At 59.2% G+C, this 19,539-nt stretch carries 19 protein-coding genes; 10 read left to right on the plus strand and 9 right to left on the minus strand.

Annotation, left to right across the window (positions count from 1 at the left end; translation table 11 throughout):
• The first annotated feature begins 393 nt into the window (after window positions 1–393).
• Complete coding sequence (locus AC3ITA_RS04470) at window positions 394–2,823, plus strand: TonB-dependent siderophore receptor (protein WP_489279574.1); 2,430 nt, start codon at window positions 394–396, stop codon at window positions 2,821–2,823.
• A 143-nt stretch (window positions 2,824–2,966) separates the two neighbouring features.
• Here the strand turns inward: AC3ITA_RS04470 and AC3ITA_RS04475 are convergent, their stop codons facing one another.
• A complete protein-coding gene (locus AC3ITA_RS04475) occupies window positions 2,967–3,842 on the minus strand; it encodes a helix-turn-helix domain-containing protein (RefSeq protein WP_150672166.1) in 876 nt (291 codons plus the stop codon).
• A gap of 137 nt (window positions 3,843–3,979) precedes the next feature.
• Between AC3ITA_RS04475 and AC3ITA_RS04480 the strand changes: the two genes are divergently transcribed.
• Window positions 3,980–4,882: a DMT family transporter gene (locus AC3ITA_RS04480; protein WP_095944456.1), complete on the plus strand. Its 903-nt coding sequence runs from the start codon at window positions 3,980–3,982 to the stop codon at window positions 4,880–4,882.
• A 25-nt stretch (window positions 4,883–4,907) separates the two neighbouring features.
• Here the strand turns inward: AC3ITA_RS04480 and AC3ITA_RS04485 are convergent, their stop codons facing one another.
• Both AC3ITA_RS04485 and AC3ITA_RS04490 read right to left on the minus strand, forming a co-directional pair.
• Window positions 4,908–5,417 carry a DUF2165 family protein gene (locus tag AC3ITA_RS04485; RefSeq protein WP_095944457.1) on the minus strand — a complete coding sequence of 170 codons (510 nt, stop codon included), beginning with the start codon at window positions 5,415–5,417 and terminating at the stop codon, window positions 4,908–4,910.
• Between the two features lie 188 nt (window positions 5,418–5,605).
• On the minus strand, window positions 5,606–6,580 hold the full coding sequence (locus AC3ITA_RS04490) for a 2-hydroxyacid dehydrogenase (RefSeq protein ID WP_489279577.1): 975 nt from the start codon (window positions 6,578–6,580) through the stop codon (window positions 5,606–5,608).
• A 194-nt stretch (window positions 6,581–6,774) separates the two neighbouring features.
• Here AC3ITA_RS04490 and AC3ITA_RS04495 point away from each other — a divergent pair, with 194 nt between their 5' ends.
• Window positions 6,775–7,032, plus strand: a complete 258-nt coding sequence (locus AC3ITA_RS04495; RefSeq protein ID WP_095944459.1) for a hypothetical protein — start codon at window positions 6,775–6,777, stop codon at window positions 7,030–7,032.
• Between the two features lie 146 nt (window positions 7,033–7,178).
• Here AC3ITA_RS04495 and AC3ITA_RS04500 read toward each other — a convergent pair whose 3' ends face one another.
• The 5 genes from AC3ITA_RS04500 to norR all read right to left on the minus strand — a co-directional run bounded on the left by AC3ITA_RS04500 (window position 7,179) and on the right by norR (window position 11,611).
• Window positions 7,179–7,928: a YkgJ family cysteine cluster protein gene (locus AC3ITA_RS04500; RefSeq protein ID WP_489279579.1), complete on the minus strand. Its 750-nt coding sequence runs from the start codon at window positions 7,926–7,928 to the stop codon at window positions 7,179–7,181.
• 83 nt (window positions 7,929–8,011) lie between these two features.
• The gene (locus tag AC3ITA_RS04505) at window positions 8,012–8,338 is read right to left on the minus strand and encodes a hypothetical protein (protein ID WP_095944461.1); all 327 of its coding nucleotides are present in this window, start codon (window positions 8,336–8,338) and stop codon (window positions 8,012–8,014) included.
• Between the two features lie 159 nt (window positions 8,339–8,497).
• Entirely contained in the window at window positions 8,498–8,956 is a 459-nt protein-coding gene (locus tag AC3ITA_RS04510) for a GNAT family N-acetyltransferase (RefSeq protein WP_150672272.1), read from the minus strand.
• 27 nt (window positions 8,957–8,983) lie between these two features.
• Window positions 8,984–9,886: a chemotaxis protein CheV gene (locus tag AC3ITA_RS04515; RefSeq protein WP_489279581.1), complete on the minus strand. Its 903-nt coding sequence runs from the start codon at window positions 9,884–9,886 to the stop codon at window positions 8,984–8,986.
• A gap of 174 nt (window positions 9,887–10,060) precedes the next feature.
• On the minus strand, window positions 10,061–11,611 hold the full coding sequence (gene norR / locus AC3ITA_RS04520; protein ID WP_414929744.1) for a nitric oxide reductase transcriptional regulator NorR: 1,551 nt from the start codon (window positions 11,609–11,611) through the stop codon (window positions 10,061–10,063).
• Window positions 11,612–11,767: 156 nt separating this feature from the next.
• Between norR and hmpA the strand changes: the two genes are divergently transcribed.
• Both hmpA and AC3ITA_RS04530 read left to right on the plus strand, forming a co-directional pair.
• Window positions 11,768–12,949: an NO-inducible flavohemoprotein gene (gene hmpA / locus AC3ITA_RS04525; RefSeq protein ID WP_095944463.1), complete on the plus strand. Its 1,182-nt coding sequence runs from the start codon at window positions 11,768–11,770 to the stop codon at window positions 12,947–12,949.
• Between the two features lie 271 nt (window positions 12,950–13,220).
• Window positions 13,221–13,730, plus strand: a complete 510-nt coding sequence (locus AC3ITA_RS04530) for a disulfide bond formation protein B (RefSeq protein ID WP_056728475.1) — start codon at window positions 13,221–13,223, stop codon at window positions 13,728–13,730.
• 551 nt (window positions 13,731–14,281) lie between these two features.
• Here AC3ITA_RS04530 and AC3ITA_RS04535 read toward each other — a convergent pair.
• Window positions 14,282–14,542, minus strand: coding sequence for a hypothetical protein (locus AC3ITA_RS04535; RefSeq protein ID WP_095944464.1), 261 nt, complete (start codon window positions 14,540–14,542; stop codon window positions 14,282–14,284).
• A 27-nt stretch (window positions 14,543–14,569) separates the two neighbouring features.
• On the opposite strand from AC3ITA_RS04535, the gene cyoA reads away from it, so the two are divergent.
• The 5 genes from cyoA to cyoE are packed head-to-tail and all read left to right on the plus strand — an operon-like array spanning window position 14,570 to window position 19,431.
• On the plus strand, window positions 14,570–15,514 hold the full coding sequence (gene cyoA / locus AC3ITA_RS04540; RefSeq protein ID WP_150672162.1) for a ubiquinol oxidase subunit II: 945 nt from the start codon (window positions 14,570–14,572) through the stop codon (window positions 15,512–15,514).
• Between the two features lie 3 nt (window positions 15,515–15,517).
• The gene (cyoB, locus tag AC3ITA_RS04545; RefSeq protein WP_095944466.1) at window positions 15,518–17,548 is read left to right on the plus strand and encodes a cytochrome o ubiquinol oxidase subunit I; all 2,031 of its coding nucleotides are present in this window, start codon (window positions 15,518–15,520) and stop codon (window positions 17,546–17,548) included.
• Between the two features lie 3 nt (window positions 17,549–17,551).
• A complete protein-coding gene (locus AC3ITA_RS04550) occupies window positions 17,552–18,178 on the plus strand; it encodes a cytochrome o ubiquinol oxidase subunit III (RefSeq protein WP_008046749.1) in 627 nt (208 codons plus the stop codon).
• Entirely contained in the window at window positions 18,179–18,532 is a 354-nt protein-coding gene (gene cyoD / locus AC3ITA_RS04555) for a cytochrome o ubiquinol oxidase subunit IV (protein ID WP_095944467.1), read from the plus strand. It begins immediately after the preceding gene.
• Between the two features lie 11 nt (window positions 18,533–18,543).
• Window positions 18,544–19,431 carry a heme o synthase gene (cyoE, locus tag AC3ITA_RS04560; protein WP_007986830.1) on the plus strand — a complete coding sequence of 296 codons (888 nt, stop codon included), beginning with the start codon at window positions 18,544–18,546 and terminating at the stop codon, window positions 19,429–19,431.
• Window positions 19,432–19,539 lie beyond the last annotated feature (108 nt).

The raw sequence follows: 19,539 nt of genomic DNA on the forward strand, positions 1-19,539 counted from the left end.
GTGGTAGCGAGCCTGCTTGCGATGAGGCCATTAGTTTCAACATCTTCGTGGACTGATACACCGCCATCGCCAGCAGGCTGGCTCCCACAATAGTGATGTGGCGCACACGGCTCCCTGTAGGAGCGAGCCTGCTCGCGATGAGGCCATTAGTTTCAACATCTTCGTGGACTAATACACCGCCATCGCCAGCAGGCTGGCTCCCACAATAGTGATGTGGCGCACACGGCTCCCTGTAGGAGTGAGCTTGCTCGCGATGGGGCCCGTTCAAACACCCCATCACTCTGAATAAAAATATTTTCAATTTTTTGCTGAGGTAAACCCGATTGCCATCCGTGTAGTGATTGAAACTGCGAGTCATTCGCATCCGTTGCGGTTCTACACAGGTCATGAGTCATGAAGTCCAGGGCAAAATCGGGTTCGGTCAAACAATGGTTGGGTGTGTCTGCATTGAGCTTTTCGGCAATGGCGTTGTTGCCGCTGAGCGTGGCGCTGGCCGCAGAGGCGGGCAGCAGTCAGTCGCGTGGGCAATTCAATTTCGTGCTGGCCGCCAAACCGCTGCCCCAGGCCCTGAGTGATTTCAGCCGGGTGACCGGTATCAGCGTCGTCTACACCGATGAAGCGCCGTACGGCCTCAATGCGCCGGCCATCAATGGCCAGATGAGCGCCGAACAGGCCCTGCAACGTCTGCTCGCCGGTTCTGGTTTGACCTTCCGTCGCACCGACGGCCACACCTTCGCACTGGAACCTCGGCCAACCGAAGGCGCATTGAATCTCGGCGCAACCACCATCACCTCGACGAAGGATGAATCCATGAGCTATCAGCCGCCACCGACCTCTTCGGTGATGCGCTCTTCGGCCCCGATTCAGGAAATCCCGCAGACCATCAATGTCGTCCCGGCCCAGGTCATTCGCGACCAGGCGCCGCGCAATCTCGATGACGCCCTGGCCAATGTCAGTGGCATCACCCAGGCCAACACGTTGGGCAGCACCCAGGACTCGGTGATGGTCCGTGGCTTTGGCGACAACCGTAATGGCTCGATCATGCGCGACGGCATGCCGATCGTGCAGGGCCGTGGCCTCAACGCCAGCGTGGACCGGGTCGAAGTGCTCAAGGGGCCGGCCTCGTTGCTCTATGGCATCCAGGATCCGGGTGGGGTGGTCAATATGGTCAGCAAGAAGCCCGAACTTGAGCGGTACAACGCGCTGACCGCGCGCGGCTCAAGTTATGGCGACGGCAAGAACGGCAGCGGCGGCGGTCTCGACAGCACCGGGGCCCTCGGCGATTCCGGGCTGGCCTACCGCATGGTGCTGGACTACGAAGACGAAGATTACTGGCGTAACTTCGGCGTGCATCGCGAGAGCCTGATCTCGCCGTCGCTGGCCTGGTACGGCGAAAGCACCAAGTTGCTGTTTTCCTATGAGCACCGCGAATTCCTCACACCGTTCGACCGCGGTACGTTGATCGATCCGCGCACCAACCACCCGCTGGACATCTCGCGCAACGAGCGTCTCGACGAGCCGTTCAACAACATGGAGGGGCGCTCGGACCTCTATCATTTCGAGGCCGATCACGAACTCAACGACAACTGGCAAGCCCACTTCGGCTACAGCTGGAACCGCGAAACCTACGATGCCAGCCAGGTGCGCGTGACCGCCATCGACACCAAAAAGGGCACCCTGACCCGCAGCATGGATGGCACTCAGAATGCCATCAGCACCGACCGATTCACCACCGCCAGCCTCGAAGGCAACGTGAACGTCCTCGGCATGCAGCATGATCTGTTGTTCGGCATCGACGACGAATACCGCAAGATCTACCGCGAAGACCTGATCCGCCAGAAAAGCCTGAGCACATTCAGTTACGTCAATCCGGTCTATGGTCGGGAAGTGCCGGGCACCACCGTCAGTGCCGCCGACAGCGCACAGACCGATGAACTGCGCAGCGACTCGGTGTTTCTGCAGGACTCCATCCACCTCACCGACCAGTGGATTCTGGTGGCCGGTGCGCGTTTCCAGGCGTACGACCAATACGCCGGCAAAGGTGTGCCGTTCCACGCCAACACCGACAGCAACGGGCAGAAATGGGTGCCGCGCGCGGGCCTTGTGTACAAGTACACCGATGCCTTGTCGTTCTATGGCAGCTACACCGAGTCATTCAAACCCAACTCGACCATCGCGCCATTGAGCGGGAGCAGTACCGTGCTTGACGGCGGTATGGCGCCGGAAGAAGCCAAGTCCTGGGAGCTGGGTGCCAAGCTCGATCTGCCGGGCCGCGTCACCGGCAACATCGCGCTGTTCGACATCAAGAAACGCAATGTACTGGTGGCCAACGCCGAAGGCCCGACCACGATTTACAGTGCCGCTGGCGAAGTGCGTTCCCGTGGCCTGGAAGTGGACCTGAGCGGTCAGCTCACCGATCACTGGAGCATGATCGGCAGCTACGCCTACACCGATGCCGAGGTCACCGAAGACCCGGTTTACCAAGGCAATCAACTGCAAAACGTAGCGAAGAACAGCGGCTCGTTGTCGGCCGTCTATGATTTCGGCAGCGTCATTGGCGGTGATCAATTGCGGGTTGGCGCCGGGGCGCGTTATGTGGGTGAGCGCGCGGGCAACGCGGTAAACGATTTCGATCTGCCGAGCTACACCGTGGCCGATGCGTTCGCCACCTACGACACCAAAGTCGAAGGGCAGAAGGTCAAGTTCCAGCTCAACGTGAAGAACCTGTTCGACCGCACCTACTACACCTCGGCGGCGAGTCGGTTCTTTGTGTCGATGGGGGAGTCGCGGCAGATTTCGCTGTCCAGCACGCTGGAGTTCTGACGACAGACCGCGTCATCGTTCTTCGCGAGCAGGCTCGCTCCCAGAGGGGAATAAGGTGATCAAAAAACAGGTGAGCACCGCCGGACCTTGTGGGAGCGAGCCTGCTCGCGATGGCGCCCTGAAAGGCGCCGAACATCCCGGGCCTAGCGTAAAAAAGCCTGCCGATACTCACCGGGCGTCCCGCCAAGTGACTGGCGAAACCGGTTGGTGAAATGGCTGGCACTGGAAAAACCACAGGCCAGCGCAATATCCCCCAACGGCTGCGACGTCATGCGCAGCAACTCCCGCGCCCGGCCAAGGCGCCGCGCCAGTACATACTGGTGGGGTGGCAAACCGAAGCTTTCGCGGAACATCCGCGCGAAGTGGTATTCGGACAACGCGCACAACGCCGCCAACTGACCGAGGCTGATGGCCTCGTCCAGATGGCTGTCGATGAACTCCACCAGATGCCGACGCTGATGCGCAGCTAGCCCTCCCTTGAGGCGCAAACCCTGCCGCACGTTGACCTGGCTGAGCAGGGCATGGCTGAGCAGTTCGTGAGCCAGGCTGCTGGTGAGCAGGCGCTCGCCCGGCTCGTCCCAGTTCAAGGTGATCAACTGCCGAAAGCGCAGCGCCTGCTGCGGATCATCGAGAAAGGTCTGCTCGCGCAGTTGCATTTCCCGTGGCTCGCGATCGAGCAGGGTGACGCAGCCAAGGGCAAATTGTTCGGGGCTGAAATACAGGTGTGCCAAGCGAATATCGCCGTTGATCACCCAGCCTGACTGGTGATCGGCCGGGAGGATGCACAGTTTGTCCGGGCCGCCCTTGTTGTCGGGCTGATCGCGGCGAAAGGTGCCGGTACCGCCGGCGATGTAACAGGACAACGTGTGGTGGCTGGGTGCTTCGTATTCCTGGGCGTCGTGGTGATTGCTCCACAAGGCTGCGGACAAGCCGTCACCGAGCTCGGCGCTGTGCTCGAGGCGAGCATTGGGCGAGCGGTTGAGGGCTTGAAAGACTTGCAGGTTGTCCAGTGCGGCCATATGGGTTCTCTCCAACGCCTTGCATCCTACTCCGTAGACGCGTGCCTGCCAGCCTGTCGCCAGACAAAAGCGCAAGTTTATGCAAGTGCGCCAGGGCATGGCGCCGGACACTGGGCACCTATCGAGGAGCCTTAGTCATGAACCTTTCTTTGTACCTGCTGACCGTGCTGATCTGGGGTACCACCTGGATTGCCTTGAAATGGCAACTGGGCGTGGTGGCCATTCCCGTGTCGATCGTTTACCGCTTCGGTCTCGCCGCGCTGGTGCTGTTCGTGATCCTGTTGCTCAGCCGACGCCTGCAAGTGATGAACCGCCGCGGGCACCTCATCTGCCTGGCTCAGGGGTTGTGTCTGTTCTGCGTCAACTTCATGTGCTTCCTCAGCGCGAGCCAATGGATCCCCAGCGGTCTGGTGGCCGTGGTGTTTTCCACCGCTACCCTGTGGAATGCCCTCAACGCGCGGGTGTTCTTCGGTCAGAAAATCGCCCGTAATGTGTTGATGGGCGGTGCGCTGGGTCTGCTGGGGCTGGGCCTGCTGTTCTGGCCGGAACTGGCCGGGCATACCGCCAGCCCGGAAACGTTGCTCGGTCTCGGTCTGGCTCTGTGCGGCACCTTGTGTTTCTCGGCGGGCAACATGCTTTCGAGCCTGCAACAGAAGGCCGGTCTCAAGCCGCTGACCACCAATGCCTGGGGCATGGCTTATGGAGCGGCGATGCTCACGGTGTGGTGCCTGGTCAAAGGCATTCCCTTCGACATGGACATGAGCGCGCGTTACATCGGGTCACTCTTGTACCTGGTGATTCCGGGGTCGGTGATCGGTTTCACCGCCTACCTGACGCTGGTCGGTCGCATGGGGCCTGAGCGGGCTGCGTATTGCACGGTGCTGTTCCCGGTGGTGGCGCTCAACGTATCAGCGTTCGCCGAGGGTTATCAGTGGACGATGCCGGCATTGTTGGGGCTGGTATTGGTGATGTCGGGGAACGTCCTGGTGTTTCGCAAACTCAAGGCGCCGCAAGTGCTGTGCAACGGCAAGCTGGCCTGAGGTGATGACGTCGAGTGCCGATGCCTCAGCGCTCGACTTTCATCGCGATATATATTAGTAGCGGAAAGAGGAAATCAACAATATGTCGGGTCCATTCGTTGTAGTTCCATGTGTCTGACTCATCCATATTGAACCATTCGGCACCGATCACTTGAAAGCCGACGTAATAAAGAAAGAGAGCGATCAACAGTCCTATCAGTGCAGGTTTTTTTGCTTCGTGAAATTGTTCGAGGCTCGCGTTGATGTTTCTGTAAAGGCAATAGGAGCCTAGAAGGCAAAATAGGGTGAAGACCACTTCAAGTGTAATGATCAGCCAGTAAATCCGGTGCTGCAGCATGGGGGAGGTAATAGCCCTGTAGCTGTATTTTTGGCGGCCATTCGTAGTATCCATGCTCAGGATATGGGCAAGGTATTCATAGTTGGTCGAGTAATCCGTGAGATTGCTGTAAAGCATCAGCAATCCAAAGAAACTAATAAACAGCATCAGTGTAACTTTGCTGAATCGAATGAGTTGGCTTGTTGTGAATGTGTTCAAGTTGTTGATCTCCGTTATCGTTCCCGTTATGGCTTGGGTAAGTAAGGAGAGTCTATCGCCCGTTTTTACTGTTTGGTTGTTGACTGAATTGCAGCGTGTGTATCCGGACAGTTTTTTACAGGTTGAGCGTGATATTGTTTTTGTTCTTTGTATTAAATGGCAGGCGCTTATAACGCCTGCCCTTTTTTTCAACCCTTCCAGACTTGCGGGTTGACCAGATCCTGCGGTCGTTCCCCCAACAGGGCGCTGCGCAAGTTGGTCAAGGCACGGTTGGCCATGGCATCGCGGGTCTCATGGGTGACCGAGCCGATGTGCGGCAAGGTCACGGCATTTTTCAGCTGGAACAGTGGCGACTCGGCCAGCGGTTCTTTTTCGTATACATCCAGCCCGGCACCACGAATGCGGTTGTTTTGCAGCGCTTCGATCAGTGCGGGCTCATCCACCACCGGACCACGGGAAATATTTACCAGAATGGCACTCGGCTTCATCAGCGCCAGTTCACGATGGCTGATCAAATGTCTGGTTTTCTCGCTGAGCGGCACCACCAGGCAGACGAAATCAGCTTCGGCCAGCAATTGATCGAGGCTGCGGTATTGTGCGCCGAGTTCCTGTTCCAGCCCGGTCTTGCGGCTGTTGCCGCTGTAGATGACCGGCATGTTGAAGCCCAGGCGGCCGCGCCGGGCGATGGCCGCACCGATATTGCCCATGCCGACAATGCCCAGGGTCTTGCCATGCACATCGCAACCGAACAGCTGCGCACCGACAGTGGCCTGCCATTGCCCTGCCTTGGTCCAGGCATCCAGTTCGGCAACGCGACGGGCGCTGCTCATCAACAGGGCAAACGCCAGGTCGGCGGTGCTTTCGGTGAGCACATCCGGAGTGTTGGTCAGCATGATCCCGCGTTCGTTGAAGTAGGCCAGGTCATAGTTGTCGTAGCCCACCGAGACGCTGGACACCACTTCCAGACGGGCTGCGTTCTCCAGCTGCGCACGACCGAGTTTGCGGCCTACACCAATCAAGCCATGGGCATGGGGCAGGGCTTCGTTGAATTGGGCGTTGATGTCACCGTTTTTCGGATTCGGCACGATGACGTCGAAGTCTTGTTGCAGGCGTTCAACCATTTGCGGGGTGATGCGGCTGAATGCAAGGACGGTCTTTTTCATGGGAGGCGGGCTCGTCGGGCGGTGAAGAATGATGAGCACGCTAACATTCTTCACGGGATTTGTGCGAGTCGTCAGGCGGTCAATGCAAGCTTGCAGCTTGCGGTGCTTCATCCAGTTATACTGCCGCACTTCTTATACTGTGGCATGCGGCCCGCTCACCGGGCCCGACAATTAATGCACCACCCGGAGCTTTCATGACTTCCCCGAAACAACCGCCGATCGCCGACGCCCTGAGCGACGTGCAGGCAGAGCTGCCAGACAGCGTCGACTCCAGCGCCGACAGCGAAACCAAAGCCGAGATCCCGGCCTTCAAATTCCCGTTCAAGCCGGGTGAGCTGGCAGCCGCCAAGGGTTCCAACCAGCCGTGGTACAAGAACGGCGCCAAGAACGGCCACACCAAGACGCCGGGCATGGCGCCGCCGGGGACTCGTCGGTCGATGGGTAAGCGCTAAGGCTTCAGGTTTGTAGTGCCCGGCCTGCCGTCATCGCGAGCAGGCTCGCTCCCACAAGGAGACTGCGTTCTTGCAATGAGAATGCGATCAAATGTGGGAGCGAGCCTGCTCGCGATGAGGCCGCTACAGGCAACACATCTGTTGAATCAAACCGCCCGCAACGAAATAAACGAGTAATTCGCCGGCGCATCCGCCGTCACTTGCGCACCCGCGGCCAGCAGTTGCCCGGCAATATCCTCCCCCGACACATGAAACCGCCATTCGCTGGCCCACTGCGGCAACGTTTGCCCGGCCAGGTCGTCGATGATCGCGGCGAACTCCGCCATATCCGGAAGATAAGCGGTAAACCCGTCACCCTTCAGGGCTGTCGTGCGAATCCCCAGCAACGCACAAATCGCGTCCTTCATCAGAATGTCATCACGATCCGCCTGACGGGAGCGCAGGATCAATTCCGACAATTCCCGGTCGACCAATTCACCACCGACAATCAGGTCCGGTCCTTTTTCCCACGACTCAGGCGGACATTCCTTCACGGCGATGTTCAGAGGTATGTGCGGATTGATTTCCATCGGATAGATACGGCATACCAGCGGCCGGCGTTCGTAGATACGACAGAGGTTGTCTTCGTCAAGATTCCGGCAGGGGCCGACATTGTAGGCGGCGAAGGTGATGGCCACGTACGCCTCGGATTCACCGCTGCGCACCGCCGCCGAGCGGCGTTCGGCGTGTTCCCGTTGGTGCACCGGCAGGCCCAGGCCATTACCCGGAAAAGCTTCCACCAGCACAATCACCTGACCGCCATCGGCTGCCCACATCCGGGCTTCGCTCAGGGTCAGGGGCACATGGTGGTCGTTGCAGCATTTGCCGCAGCCTACACAGGAAAACGTCGTATTCATTGAGCGTTCGTTCGCATCACAGGGCATGAAACGACGACAGAATGCCGCCGCAAAGGCCGCTATCGAAGCAAGTTATGCGCCACTCAGTTTGCCTTGCCGGCCGGGCGGATGGAGTCCCATTCGGTGACGTACGCGGTTTTGCTCTTTTTGTTGTACAGGCACAACTCGGTGCCTTGTGCGCCTTTCATGTGCTTTTGCGGGTACTGACCCTGGAGCAGGAGCGCGGTGTAGCCGACCCGGTCATCGAACTGCGCGGCGTTGCCGACCGGTTTGCTGTCCTTCAGGCCACTGGCCTTGGTGCAACTGGCAAGTACGGCTTTGTCGTAGGTGGCCCAGGCGTCGGGGCTGGAGGCGTGGGCCTGGAGGGTGAGGGTGGTGAGGCAGAGAAAAGTCAGGGTTGCTGCTTTCATTGATCAGGCATCCTTGGTGCTGTGTCCGGAAGGTGAGTATGCCTGAAGGTTTTGAGGTAGTTGTGTCGGCCCCATCATCGGAACGCCGCCCGGAGCAAGCTCCCACACATTTGGAATGCAATCCCCTGTGGGAGCGAGCCTGCTCGCGATGGCGGTGTGTCAGAGCGGAACCGGCTCCCGGCGGACTGCGCGCATCCCGACGTTTTCATACAAGCGCCGCGCCCGAAGGTTGTCTTCACGTACCTTCAGGTCCACGAAGCCTTCACGTCGCTGCTGGAACACCTTGAACGCCTGCAACAAAAGCGCACGGCCCAACCCCCGGCCCTGAAACCGCGGGTGCACCACCAGGTTCTTGATATAGGCGCTGGTCCAGCACTGGCAAACACCCACCACTTCTCCGGCATCCAGGGCAATGAAGCACAGGGCCGAGTCATATTCCGGGTCGGTTTCGAACTGCCGTTGCCACATCTCCAGTTCGGCTACACGACCACCACCATCGAGATAACCGAACTCCATCAACCGGTGCACGGCGACACCCAGTTCGGGGCGGTACTCGCTCAGTTGCAGGCCCGCTGGCCAATCGGGGGAGGGCACGACGACAGAGAGGTCGCGCCGCATCAGCCAGCAGAATTCTTCGCTCAACACTCAATAACCCTGTTCGGCGACAGCCTTGGCCGCGGTGATCAGGCACTGGGTCAATTCCGGCGAAGAGAATTTGGTCAGCACCGCGTTCGCCCCCGCCAGTCGTGCTTTCTCGGCATTCATCGCACTGTCCAGCGAGGTGTGCAGCAGTACATAAAGATGCGCGAAATCCGGGGTTTCCCGCAGGGTGCGGGTGAAGGCGTAGCCATCCATTTCCGACATCTCGATGTCCGAGACGATCAGGTTGATCTGCTGCGCGGTGCCTTGCAGGTCCAGCAGGCAGTCGATGGCTTCCTTGGCGCTGCGGGCCGTATGGCATTGCAGGCCAAGGTTACGCAGGGTGTGCACCGATTGCTGCAAGGCGACCTGGCTGTCGTCGACCACCAGGATGCGTGCGTTGCCGAGCAGCTCGGCGTCTTCCATGCTCAGTTCGGTCGGCGCCATTTCGATTTGCGCCGGGGCGATGCCGTGGATGACTTTTTCGATGTCCAGCACTTGCACCAGGGTGCCATCGACCGACGTCACGCCGGTGATGTAGGCACGCAATCCACCGGAGCCGAAGGGTGGAGGGAGGATGTCGGTGGTCAGGCAATGGACGATCTTGCTCACGGCCTGCACGTGCAGGCCCTGCTTGGAGCGGCTGACGTCGGTGACGATCAGGCAACCGCCGTTGGGGTCTTCCAGCGGACGCTCGCCAATGGCACGGCTGAGGTCGATCACCGACAGCGAGGCACCGCGCAGGGTGGCGATGCCTTTGACGTGGGGGTGCGACTCCGGCAGTTTGGTCAGTGGCGGGCAGGGAATGATTTCGCTGACCTTGAGCAGGTTGATCGCCATCAGCTTGCCGCTGCGCAAGGTAAACAGCAGAAGCGAAAGTGAGTCTGCGCGGGCTTTGGTGGAGGACATAGGAACCTTCTCTGGAAAAAGGTGACGGGCAATCCAGGGATCGCCAATGACTTCGATGCCGGGTTATCGACTTGTTTGGGGCAGGCTTTAGCATTTCCATTGAATGTCAGGCCGCCTTCGCGAGCAGGGATTGTCGCTGCCTCTGTGGGAGCGAGCCTGCTTGCGAAGGGGCCTTCACTTCATGCCGAGCCTTTTGGCCATCCGCCCCAGGTTCGCCCGATCCAGGCCTAGCTCACGCGCTGCGCTTGCCCAGTTGTTGTTGTGTCGCTCCAGGCAGGCGCCGATCAATTGGCGCTGATAACGCTCGGTAGCCTCGCGCAAATCGCCGGTCGCCGCTTGCATGACGGTGGCGACGGGGTGCTCGGCAGCGGCTTCAACGCTGGCGTTGGGCAAGTCCAGGTCGGCTGCGCTCAAGCTGAGAATCTTCGGCCGCTCCTTGCAATTGCCCAGGGCTTTCAAGGCGCTGCGGCCGATCAGGTGTTCAAGCTCGCGCACGTTGCCGGGCCAGTCGTAGGCCAATAGCGCGGCCTGGGCGTCGCTGTTCAGGCGCAGGCTGTTGAGGCCCATGCGCGAGCGGTTCTGCTCAAGGAAATAACCGCTGAGCAGCAGCACATCACGCCCGCGATCGCGCAGGGCCGGCACCAGCAGCGGATAAACGCTGAGGCGATGGTAGAAGTCGGCGCGGTAACGGCCGCTGCGCACTTCTTCGGCGAGGTCGCGGTTGGTCGCCGCGATCAGGCGCACGTCGACCTGATGCTCCTGGTCCGAACCCAGTCGCTGCAATTGACCGCTCTGCAATACACGCAACAACTTGGCCTGCACGGTCAGCGACAACTCGCCGACTTCATCGAGAAACAGCGTGCCGCCATTGGCCAGTTCGAACTTGCCGCGGCGGTCGTTCATCGCTCCGGTGAAGGCGCCGCGAACATGGCCGAACAACTCGCTTTCCACCAAGGTGTCGGGCAACGCGGCGCAGTTGAGGCTGATGATCGGCTTGTCGGCGCGGGGCGAGGCGGCATGGATGGCCTGGGCCACCAACTCCTTGCCGACCCCGGTTTCGCCGGTGATCAACACGGTCAGGTCGCTGCCGCCCACCAGGCTGATTTCTTCGACCAGACGCTTGTGGGCCTTGCTCTGGCCAATCATCTCGCGATTCTGCTGGCCGCTGGCCTGGCGGTAGACCTCGGCGCGCTGATGTTCATCTTCGACCCGGTTGTTCAACCGTTCGATGCGCTCGGCGGCGTTGACCGTGGCCGCCGCGAGGCTGGCGAAGGCTTGCAGGGCATCCAGTTCGATCGGTTCGAAGCGCTCCGGATCGAGGGCGTCGAGGGTCAGCAGGCCCCATGGGCGCTCGTCGATGAACAACGGGCAACCCATGCAGTCGTGGACTTCCAGATGATCATCCAGGCCATCGACCAGGCCGTCATAGGGGTCGGGCAAGTCGCTGTCGGCAGCGAAACGGGTCGGGCCGGGGCCGCTGAGCAGCGCTTCGAAACGCGGGTGCTCGCTGACCTTGAAGCGCCGACCGAGGGTGTCGGTACTCAAGCCGTCGACGGCCAGTGGCACCAGCCATTCACCATCAAGGCGCAGCAGGGCGGCGGCGTCGCACGGCAGCAGGGCGCGCATGGCTTCCAGCAGGCGACGATAACGCTCGCCCTCGGGCAGTTCGCGGGACAGGTCGGAGACCAGGGGCAGCAGGGCGGTGAGCAGGGATTTTGCAGTCATAGTGACTCCGTGTAGTCGGTATGACTATAAGTCAGGTAGTGTCGAAATGACTATTAAGTTTCTAACTAATTGATTTTAAAGGATTAAATAGTTGGCACGAAAGCTGATACGCATAGGGTAATCCGTTAGCAATCCAAGAAGACCAGGAGTTACTTTATGCTGAGCGCTCAAGACCGTGCCATCGTCAAGTCCACCGTGCCGCTGCTCGAAAGCGGTGGTGAGGCGCTGATCACGCACTTCTACCGCATGATGCTCTCCGAATACCCGGAAGTCCGTCCGCTGTTCAATCAGGCCCACCAGACCAGCGGTGATCAGCCGCGTGCCCTGGCCAATGGCGTATTGATGTATGCGCGCCATATCGACCAGCTCGACCAGTTGGGCGACCTGGTGGCCAAGATCATCAACAAGCATGTGGCCCTGCAGATTCTGCCGGAGCATTATCCGATTGTCGGCAGCTGCCTGCTGCGGGCCATCGCTGAAGTATTGGGCGAAGAGATCGCCACCGCGCAAGTGATCGCGGCCTGGGGCGCGGCCTACGGCCAACTGGCGGACATCCTGATCGGTGCCGAAACCAGCATCTACGACCAGAAGGAGCAGGCACCGGGCGGCTGGCGCGGGGCGCGGGAGTTCATCGTGGCCGGCAAGGTCGAGGAGAGCGCCGAGATCACCTCGTTCTACTTTGAACCTGCGGACAAAGGTCCGATCCTGGTGGCAGAGCCTGGCCAGTACATCGGCATGAAACTGATCCTCGACGGTGAAGAGATCCGTCGTAACTACTCGCTGTCGGCGCTGGCGAACAATGGCCAGTACCGCATCAGCGTCAAGCGCGAGGACGGTGGTCGCGCTTCCAACTTCCTGCACGACCAGTTGCAGGTCGGCGCCAGCATCCAGTTGTTCCCGCCATCGGGCGAGTTCGTCCTGACCGCCAGCGACAAGCCACTGGTGCTGATCAGTGGCGGCGTCGGCATCACCCCGACCCTGGCGATGCTCGAAGCGGCGCTGGAGACCCAGCGGCCGGTGCATTTCATCCACTGCGCGCGCAACGGTAGCGTCCATGCCTTCCGCGACTGGATCGACGAACTGGCCGAACGTCACCCGCAGCTCAAGCGCTTCTATTGCTACTCCGAGGACGACGGCGCGAGCCCGGCGGCGCACAAGGTTGGTTTGTTGAGCCAGCAGCAGTTGCATGAGTGGCTGCCGGAGCAGCGTGACCTGGATGCTTACTTCCTGGGGCCGAAAGGTTTCATGGCGTCCATCAAGCGCCACCTCAAGGCTCTGGGCGTGCCGGAGAAGCAAAGCCGTTACGAGTTCTTCGGGCCGGCAGCGGCGCTGGAGTAAGTGGTTGCGGCGGCTCGGGGGACCGAGTCGCCTTCTTCGCGAGCAGGCTCGCTCCCACAATTTGATCTGCATACGACGCGGACCAATGTGGGAGCGAGCCTGCTCGCGAATGCTTCACCTCAGTCCTGAGCTGAAAAAAGTCAGAAAGTTAATCCCTTCTTAACCGCCTTGTCGTCTATTCCCCCCGAATCCCCCTCACATGCTCCAGACTCTCAAAGGTCCGGGCCAGCGTGTAGACTGGCGGGCAATCGATATCTTGAAGGGAAACGCGATGAGCGATGAATCCATGCGGTTGGGGCGTGAACGGCGCTACCTGGTATTGCTGGGCATCATTTGCCTGGCGCTGATCGGCGGTGCGCTGTACATGCAAATTGTTCTGGGCGAGGCGCCTTGCCCGCTGTGCATCCTGCAACGTTACGCGTTGCTGCTGATCGCGATTTTTGCCTTCATTGGCGCGGCCATGCGCGGCCGTCGCAGTATCACGGTGTTTGAAACCCTGGTGGTGATCTGTGCAGTGGCAGGTGCAGGCGTTGCCGGGCATCACGTCTATACACAATTCTATCCAGCGGTCAGCTGCGGCATCGATGTGCTGCAACCGATTGTCGATGACTTGCCACTGGCGAAGATCTTCCCGCTGGGTTTCCAGGTCGATGGTTTCTGCTCTACGCCATACCCGCCGATCCTCGGGCTGTCGCTGGCGCAGTGGGCGCTGGTCGCCTTCGTGCTGATCGTGGTGCTGGTGCCATTGCTGACGTCGCGTAACCGCAAAGCGCTGCGCTGAGATCATCTGTCGCCACGCATTGTCGGACAAAAAAGCCCCGGTCCTTGAAGAGAGGACCGGGGCTTTTTTTGTCTTGCAGAGCGCATTTCAGAGGCCGGGTAAAAAGACCGTGATGTGCGACAGCCAAGGGTGCGACACATGTGCGACATGTTGTCACAGAGTTGGTGTCGCAGGGCGTTCGAGAGAGCCGGATTGGTACATGGAAACGTAACGAAATTGGGCTGTTTTGCAGGCTTGCTGTTTTTTCCATTGCGAACACGAGCAGGCAGTTTTAACAGGCTCTGGCGAATGGCCTGAGCCCCCGTCATATCGGGCCTTGGGCAAGGTAAAGGGCGATGAAGAGGGACCCGAGACTGTCTGAACTGTGGGTGGAAGACCTACTTATTGTGGTGTTTTTGTTGAGAATGAATTTCGATAAGATGCGCCGCTTTTGCAAAAACGGGTAATGATTGTTGCCGGTTCGGATAAAAATTATTTCGGGATGAGACATGGTTTATAAAACGTTACATATCTACAATCGCCCGCACTGAATCCCCGGCACTGCTCAAATCTTAACCAGGCGTGAGCAGGAACAGGGTGTCGAGAGGCCTGGTGGCTTCATGCGATGCCCAGGTGTCGGAGCCTCCAACTACCCGCACCAAATGGAATTGGTCTGTAAAAAGGCCTTTGACCACGTATTCGAATAAGAACTCACCGCAGGCCCGGGATTTGTCGCACAGCGTCTGACGCACGACGGGCATGCCCTTATTCAATCCAAGAAAAATGCCAACCCTTGGCAGGGTGAAGTGTTGGCGATCAAAACCCAACTGCATTGCGCAAGCTGCTTTAGAGGTCGTGAGATGAGTAAAAACAGGTACCCCAGACTACTAGGCTTATTGCCGCTGATCGGCACGTTGTTGCTGTCAGGCTGCAACATGACCTTGCTCAATCCCAAGGGCCAGGTCGGTCTGGACGAGCGAAACCTGATCATCACCGCAACGCTGCTGATGCTGTTGGTCGTGGTTCCGGTCATCGTCATGACCTTCCTGTTCGCCTGGAAATACCGCGCGTCCAACACCAACGCCACCTACACCCCGAAATGGAACCACTCCACCAAGATCGAGATCGCGGTGTGGGCTGTTCCGGTGCTGATCATCATTGCCCTGGGTTATGTCACCTACAAGTCGACCCACGCCCTTGACCCGTACAAGCCGCTGGAATCCGACGTGAAGCCGATCACCATTGAAGTGGTTGCGCTGGACTGGAAGTGGCTGTTCATCTACCCGGAACAAGGCATCGCCACGGTCAACAAGATCGTGTTCCCGGCGCACACCCCGATCAACTTCAAGATCACTTCCGACGCCGTGATGAACTCGTTCTTCATCCCTGCGCTGGGCGGCCAGATCTACGCGATGGCTGGCATGCAGACCAAGCTGCACCTGATCGCCAACGAAAACGCTGAAATGGACGGTATCTCCGCCAACTACAGCGGCGCGGGTTTCACCGGCATGAAATTCAAAGCGATCGCAACGAGCCAGGAAGATTTCGACGCCTGGGTAAGTGAAGTCAAAAAGGCACCTAAACAGCTTGAACAAGCTGAATACGCAGCCCTTGCCAAGCAGAGCCAGAACAACCCAGTCGAGCTCTACTCCTCGGTGACGCCGAACCTGTTCCAGACCATCGTCGACAAGTACGAAGGCATGAAACCGGGTCCGAAAGTGAAGCACGAGAAAGAAGAGAAAGAAGTGGCCGCTACGCAAGGAATGGACATGAACGCGCATTCAGCTGCCGGGGCAGAGGAGTAAACGATGTTTGGTAAATTAAGTTGGGAAGCGGTCCCGTTCCACGAGCCGATCGTAATGGTGACCATCGCCATGATCGCGCTCGGCGGTCTGGCGCTGTTCGCGGGTATCACCTACTTCAAGAAGTGGACCTACCTGTGGACTGAGTGGCTGACGTCGGTCGACCACAAGAAAATCGGCGTGATGTACATCATCGTCGCCATGGTCATGCTGCTGCGCGGCTTTGCCGACGCCATCATGATGCGTACCCAGCTGGCCATGGCCACCGAGGGTTCGCCTGGCTACCTGCCACCTGAACACTATGACCAGATCTTCACCGCCCACGGTGTGATCATGATCATCTTCATGGCGATGCCATTCTTCACCGGCCTGATGAACCTTGCAGTGCCGCTGCAGATCGGCGCGCGTGACGTTGCCTACCCGTTCCTGAACTCCCTGAGCTTCTGGCTGCTGGTGTCCGGCGTAGTGCTGATCAACCTGTCCCTGGGCGTCGGCGAATTCGCCAAGACCGGCTGGGTTGCCTATCCGCCGCTGTCGGGCCTGCAATACAGCCCTGGCGTGGGGATGGATTACTACATCTGGGCGCTACAGCTATCGGGCTTGGGTACGACGCTGACGGGGGTCAACTTCCTGGCCACCGTGCTGAAAATGCGTACCCCTGGCATGAAGCTGATGGACATGCCGATCTTCACCTGGACCTGCACCTGGGCCAACGTCCTGATCGTGGCTTCGTTCCCGATCCTGACCGCTACCCTGGCACTGCTGACGCTTGACCGTTACATGGATTTCCACATTTTCACCAACGAACTTGGTGGCAATCCGATGATGTACGTGAACCTGTTCTGGGCATGGGGTCACCCTGAGGTGTACATCCTGATCCTGCCAGCGTTCGGTATCTTCTCTGAAGTCATCTCGACCTTCACCGGCAAGAAACTGTTCGGCCACCACTCGATGGTCTACGCATCGGGCGCGATCTCGATCCTGGGCTTCATGGTCTGGCTGCACCACTTCTTCACCATGGGTTCGGGTGCCAGCGTCAACGCCTTCTTCGGTCTGGCGACGATGCTGATTTCCATCCCGACGGGTGTAAAGCTGTTCAACTGGCTGTTCACCATCTACCAGGGCCGTCTGCGTTTCACCAGCCAGGTGCTGTGGACCCTGGGCTTCATGGTGACCTTCGCCATCGGCGGCATGACCGGCGTACTGCTGGCCATCCCGGGTGCCGACTTCGTTCTGCACAACAGCCTGTTCGTGATCGCGCACTTCCACAACGTGATCATCGGCGGTGCGGTATTCGGTTACATCGCAGGTTTCGCGTTCTACTTCCCTAAAGCGTTCGGCTTCAAGCTGCACGAAGGCTGGGGCAAGGCTGCGTTCTGGTTCTGGATCAGCGGCTTCTTCGTCGCGTTCATGCCGCTCTATGCACTGGGCTTCATGGGCATGACCCGTCGCCTGAACGCCACCACCAACCCTGAGTGGGTGCCGTACCTGTACGTCGCCATGTTCGGTGCGGTGATGATCGCTGTCGGTATCGCTTGCCAGCTGATCCAGCTGTACGTCAGCGTGCGTGACCGCAAGAAGCCGGAAAATATGTGCGAACACGGCGACCCGTGGAATGCACACACCCTGGAATGGTCGACCTCGTCGCCACCTCCGTTCTACAACTTCGCCGTGCTGCCAAAAGCCGACGTAGTCGACCCGTTCACCGAAGCCAAGGAAAACGGCACCGCGTACAAGGCCCCGGCCAAGTACCAGCCGATCCACATGCCAAACAACACCGCCACCGGTGTGGTCATGGGGGCTCTGTTGACCGTGTTCGGTTTCGCGATGATCTGGCACATCTGGTGGCTGGCAATCGCTAGCCTGGCCGGCACCGTGATCTACTTCGTGATCCACGCGGCCCGTGATGATCAAGGCTATATGGTGCCGGTCGACGTGATCGAGCGCATCGAAGCCGAGCAGCACAAGCGTCTGGTAGCGGCAGGGAAAATCCCGGCCACCGCCACCCGTGTTGAAACCTCGTTGGAACAGGCTTAAACCATGTCGAACTTAGTGACCAATGCTGGACACACCCATGTCGATGGACATGGGCATGATGACCATCACCACGACTCGGGCGAGATGACCGTATTCGGTTTCTGGCTCTACCTGATGACCGACTGCATTCTGTTTGCGTCGATCTTCGCGGCGTACGCGGTACTGGTTAACAACGTAGCGGGTGGCCCGTCGGGCCACGACATCTTCGAACTGCCATACGTACTGGGCGAAACCGCCCTGCTGCTGTTCAGTTCGATCACCTACGGCTTCGCCATGCTGGCGTTCTTCAAGGGCAACAAGAAGCAGGTCCTGGGCTGGCTGGCCATGACCTTCATGTTCGGTGCCGGCTTCATCGGCATGGAAATCAACGAGTTCCACGTGTTGATCTCCGAGGGCTACGGCCCTAGCCGTTCCGGCTTCCTGTCCGGGTTCTTCACCCTGGTCGGCACCCACGGTCTGCACGTGACCAGCGGTCTGATCTGGATGGCGATCATGATGTATCAGGTGCAGAAAAACGGCCTGACGGCGACCAACAAGACCCGTCTGAGCTGCCTGAGCCTGTTCTGGCACTTCCTGGACGTCGTGTGGATCTGCGTATTCACCGTTGTTTACCTGATGGGGACTATGTAAATGGCTAACACAGCTCATTCCCAAAATGGCCATGGCCATGACAGCCACGACGCCGGTCACGGCAGCGTCAAGTCCTACGGCATCGGCTTCATCCTGTCGGTGATCCTGACCCTGATCCCGTTCGGTCTGGTGATGTACCCGACGCTGCCGAAGTCGATCACCCTGATGATCGTCGTCGCGTTCGCAGTCATCCAGGTGCTGGTGCACCTGGTGTACTTCCTGCACCTGGACCGTTCGGCCGCCCAGCGAAACAACGTGATTGCGTTTGTCTTCGCCGCGATCGTGATCGTCCTGCTGGTTGGCCTGTCGCTGTGGATCATGTTCAGCATCCACACGTTCATGATGGCGAAGTGAGGTAAGTCCGCATGTCCCTCAAGCACTTTATCCAAATCACCAAACCGGGGATCATTTTCGGTAACGTGCTTTCTGTGGCAGGCGGATTTTTCCTGGCCTCCAAAGGGCATGTCGATCTGGCCATCTTCCTGGCCGCCATGATCGGCACGTCCCTGGTGGTTGCCTCCGGTTGCGTGTTCAACAACTGCATCGACCGCGACATCGACCTGAAGATGGAACGCACCAAGAACCGGGTGCTGGTCCAGGGCTTGATCTCCCTGAAACTGGCCCTGATCTATGCGACCGTCCTGGGTGTCGCCGGCGTTGCGCTGTTGTACAAGGTGGCCAACCCGTTGGCCGCCTTGTTCGCGGTGATCGGCTTCGTGATCTACGTCGGCTTCTACAGCCTGTACCTCAAGCGCAAGTCGGTTCACGGCACGCTGGTGGGCAGTCTGTCGGGCGCCATGCCGCCAGTGATTGGCTATGTCGCAGTCAGCAACACCTTCGACATGGCCGCGCTGACCCTGCTGGTGATGTTCAGCCTGTGGCAGATGCCGCATTCCTACGCCATCGCGATCTTCCGCTTCAACGATTACCTGGCCGCATCGATTCCGGTGCTGCCAGTGAAGCGCGGCATCCAGGTGGCCAAGAAGCACATCCTGATCTACATCCTGGCCTTCCTCGTGGCGACCTTGATGCTGACCTTCAGCGGCTACGCCGGCATGAGCTACCTCGCCGTTGCCGCGGCCATGGGCATGTACTGGCTGTACATGGCCTGGACCGGCTACAAGGCAGTGGATGACACGGTCTGGGCACGCAAGCTGTTCGTGTTCTCGATCTTCACCATTACCGCGTTGAGCGTGATGATGTCCCTGGACTTCAAAGTGCCGACCGAGTTGCTGCTGACGTACGCGCCTTAAGCGTCGGATGCTGTAAAGAAAAGCCCCGCCTTCGAGAGAAGAGCGGGGCTTTTTGTTGGGGCAAATCGCAAGGGCTGCTCGTCAGGAAGATGATTCGTCGGTTGCATG

Source organism: Pseudomonas sp. GL_090, assembly GCF_057837765.1.

Bases quoted from the DNA above. Each gene is read 5' to 3' on its own strand.
- norR (WP_414929744.1), bottom strand. From the start codon at position 11,611: ATGACTGCAAAATCCCTGCTCACCGCCCTGCTGCCCCTGGTCTCCGAC.
- AC3ITA_RS04515 (WP_489279581.1), bottom strand. From the start codon at position 9,886: ATGTCCTCCACCAAAGCCCGCGCAGACTCACTTTCGCTTCTGCTGTTT.
- AC3ITA_RS04530 (WP_056728475.1), top strand. From the start codon at position 13,221: ATGAGCGATGAATCCATGCGGTTGGGGCGTGAACGGCGCTACCTGGTA.
- AC3ITA_RS04470 (WP_489279574.1), top strand. From the start codon at position 394: ATGAAGTCCAGGGCAAAATCGGGTTCGGTCAAACAATGGTTGGGTGTG.
- AC3ITA_RS04495 (WP_095944459.1), top strand. From the start codon at position 6,775: ATGACTTCCCCGAAACAACCGCCGATCGCCGACGCCCTGAGCGACGTG.
- AC3ITA_RS04510 (WP_150672272.1), bottom strand. From the start codon at position 8,956: ATGCGGCGCGACCTCTCTGTCGTCGTGCCCTCCCCCGATTGGCCAGCG.
- AC3ITA_RS04480 (WP_095944456.1), top strand. From the start codon at position 3,980: ATGAACCTTTCTTTGTACCTGCTGACCGTGCTGATCTGGGGTACCACC.
- AC3ITA_RS04500 (WP_489279579.1), bottom strand. From the start codon at position 7,928: ATGAATACGACGTTTTCCTGTGTAGGCTGCGGCAAATGCTGCAACGAC.
- AC3ITA_RS04535 (WP_095944464.1), bottom strand. From the start codon at position 14,542: ATGCAGTTGGGTTTTGATCGCCAACACTTCACCCTGCCAAGGGTTGGC.
- AC3ITA_RS04490 (WP_489279577.1), bottom strand. From the start codon at position 6,580: ATGAAAAAGACCGTCCTTGCATTCAGCCGCATCACCCCGCAAATGGTT.
- cyoA (WP_150672162.1), top strand. From the start codon at position 14,570: ATGAGTAAAAACAGGTACCCCAGACTACTAGGCTTATTGCCGCTGATC.
- cyoD (WP_095944467.1), top strand. From the start codon at position 18,179: ATGGCTAACACAGCTCATTCCCAAAATGGCCATGGCCATGACAGCCAC.
- hmpA (WP_095944463.1), top strand. From the start codon at position 11,768: ATGCTGAGCGCTCAAGACCGTGCCATCGTCAAGTCCACCGTGCCGCTG.
- AC3ITA_RS04475 (WP_150672166.1), bottom strand. From the start codon at position 3,842: ATGGCCGCACTGGACAACCTGCAAGTCTTTCAAGCCCTCAACCGCTCG.
- AC3ITA_RS04505 (WP_095944461.1), bottom strand. From the start codon at position 8,338: ATGAAAGCAGCAACCCTGACTTTTCTCTGCCTCACCACCCTCACCCTC.
- cyoB (WP_095944466.1), top strand. From the start codon at position 15,518: ATGTTTGGTAAATTAAGTTGGGAAGCGGTCCCGTTCCACGAGCCGATC.
- cyoE (WP_007986830.1), top strand. From the start codon at position 18,544: ATGTCCCTCAAGCACTTTATCCAAATCACCAAACCGGGGATCATTTTC.
- AC3ITA_RS04550 (WP_008046749.1), top strand. From the start codon at position 17,552: ATGTCGAACTTAGTGACCAATGCTGGACACACCCATGTCGATGGACAT.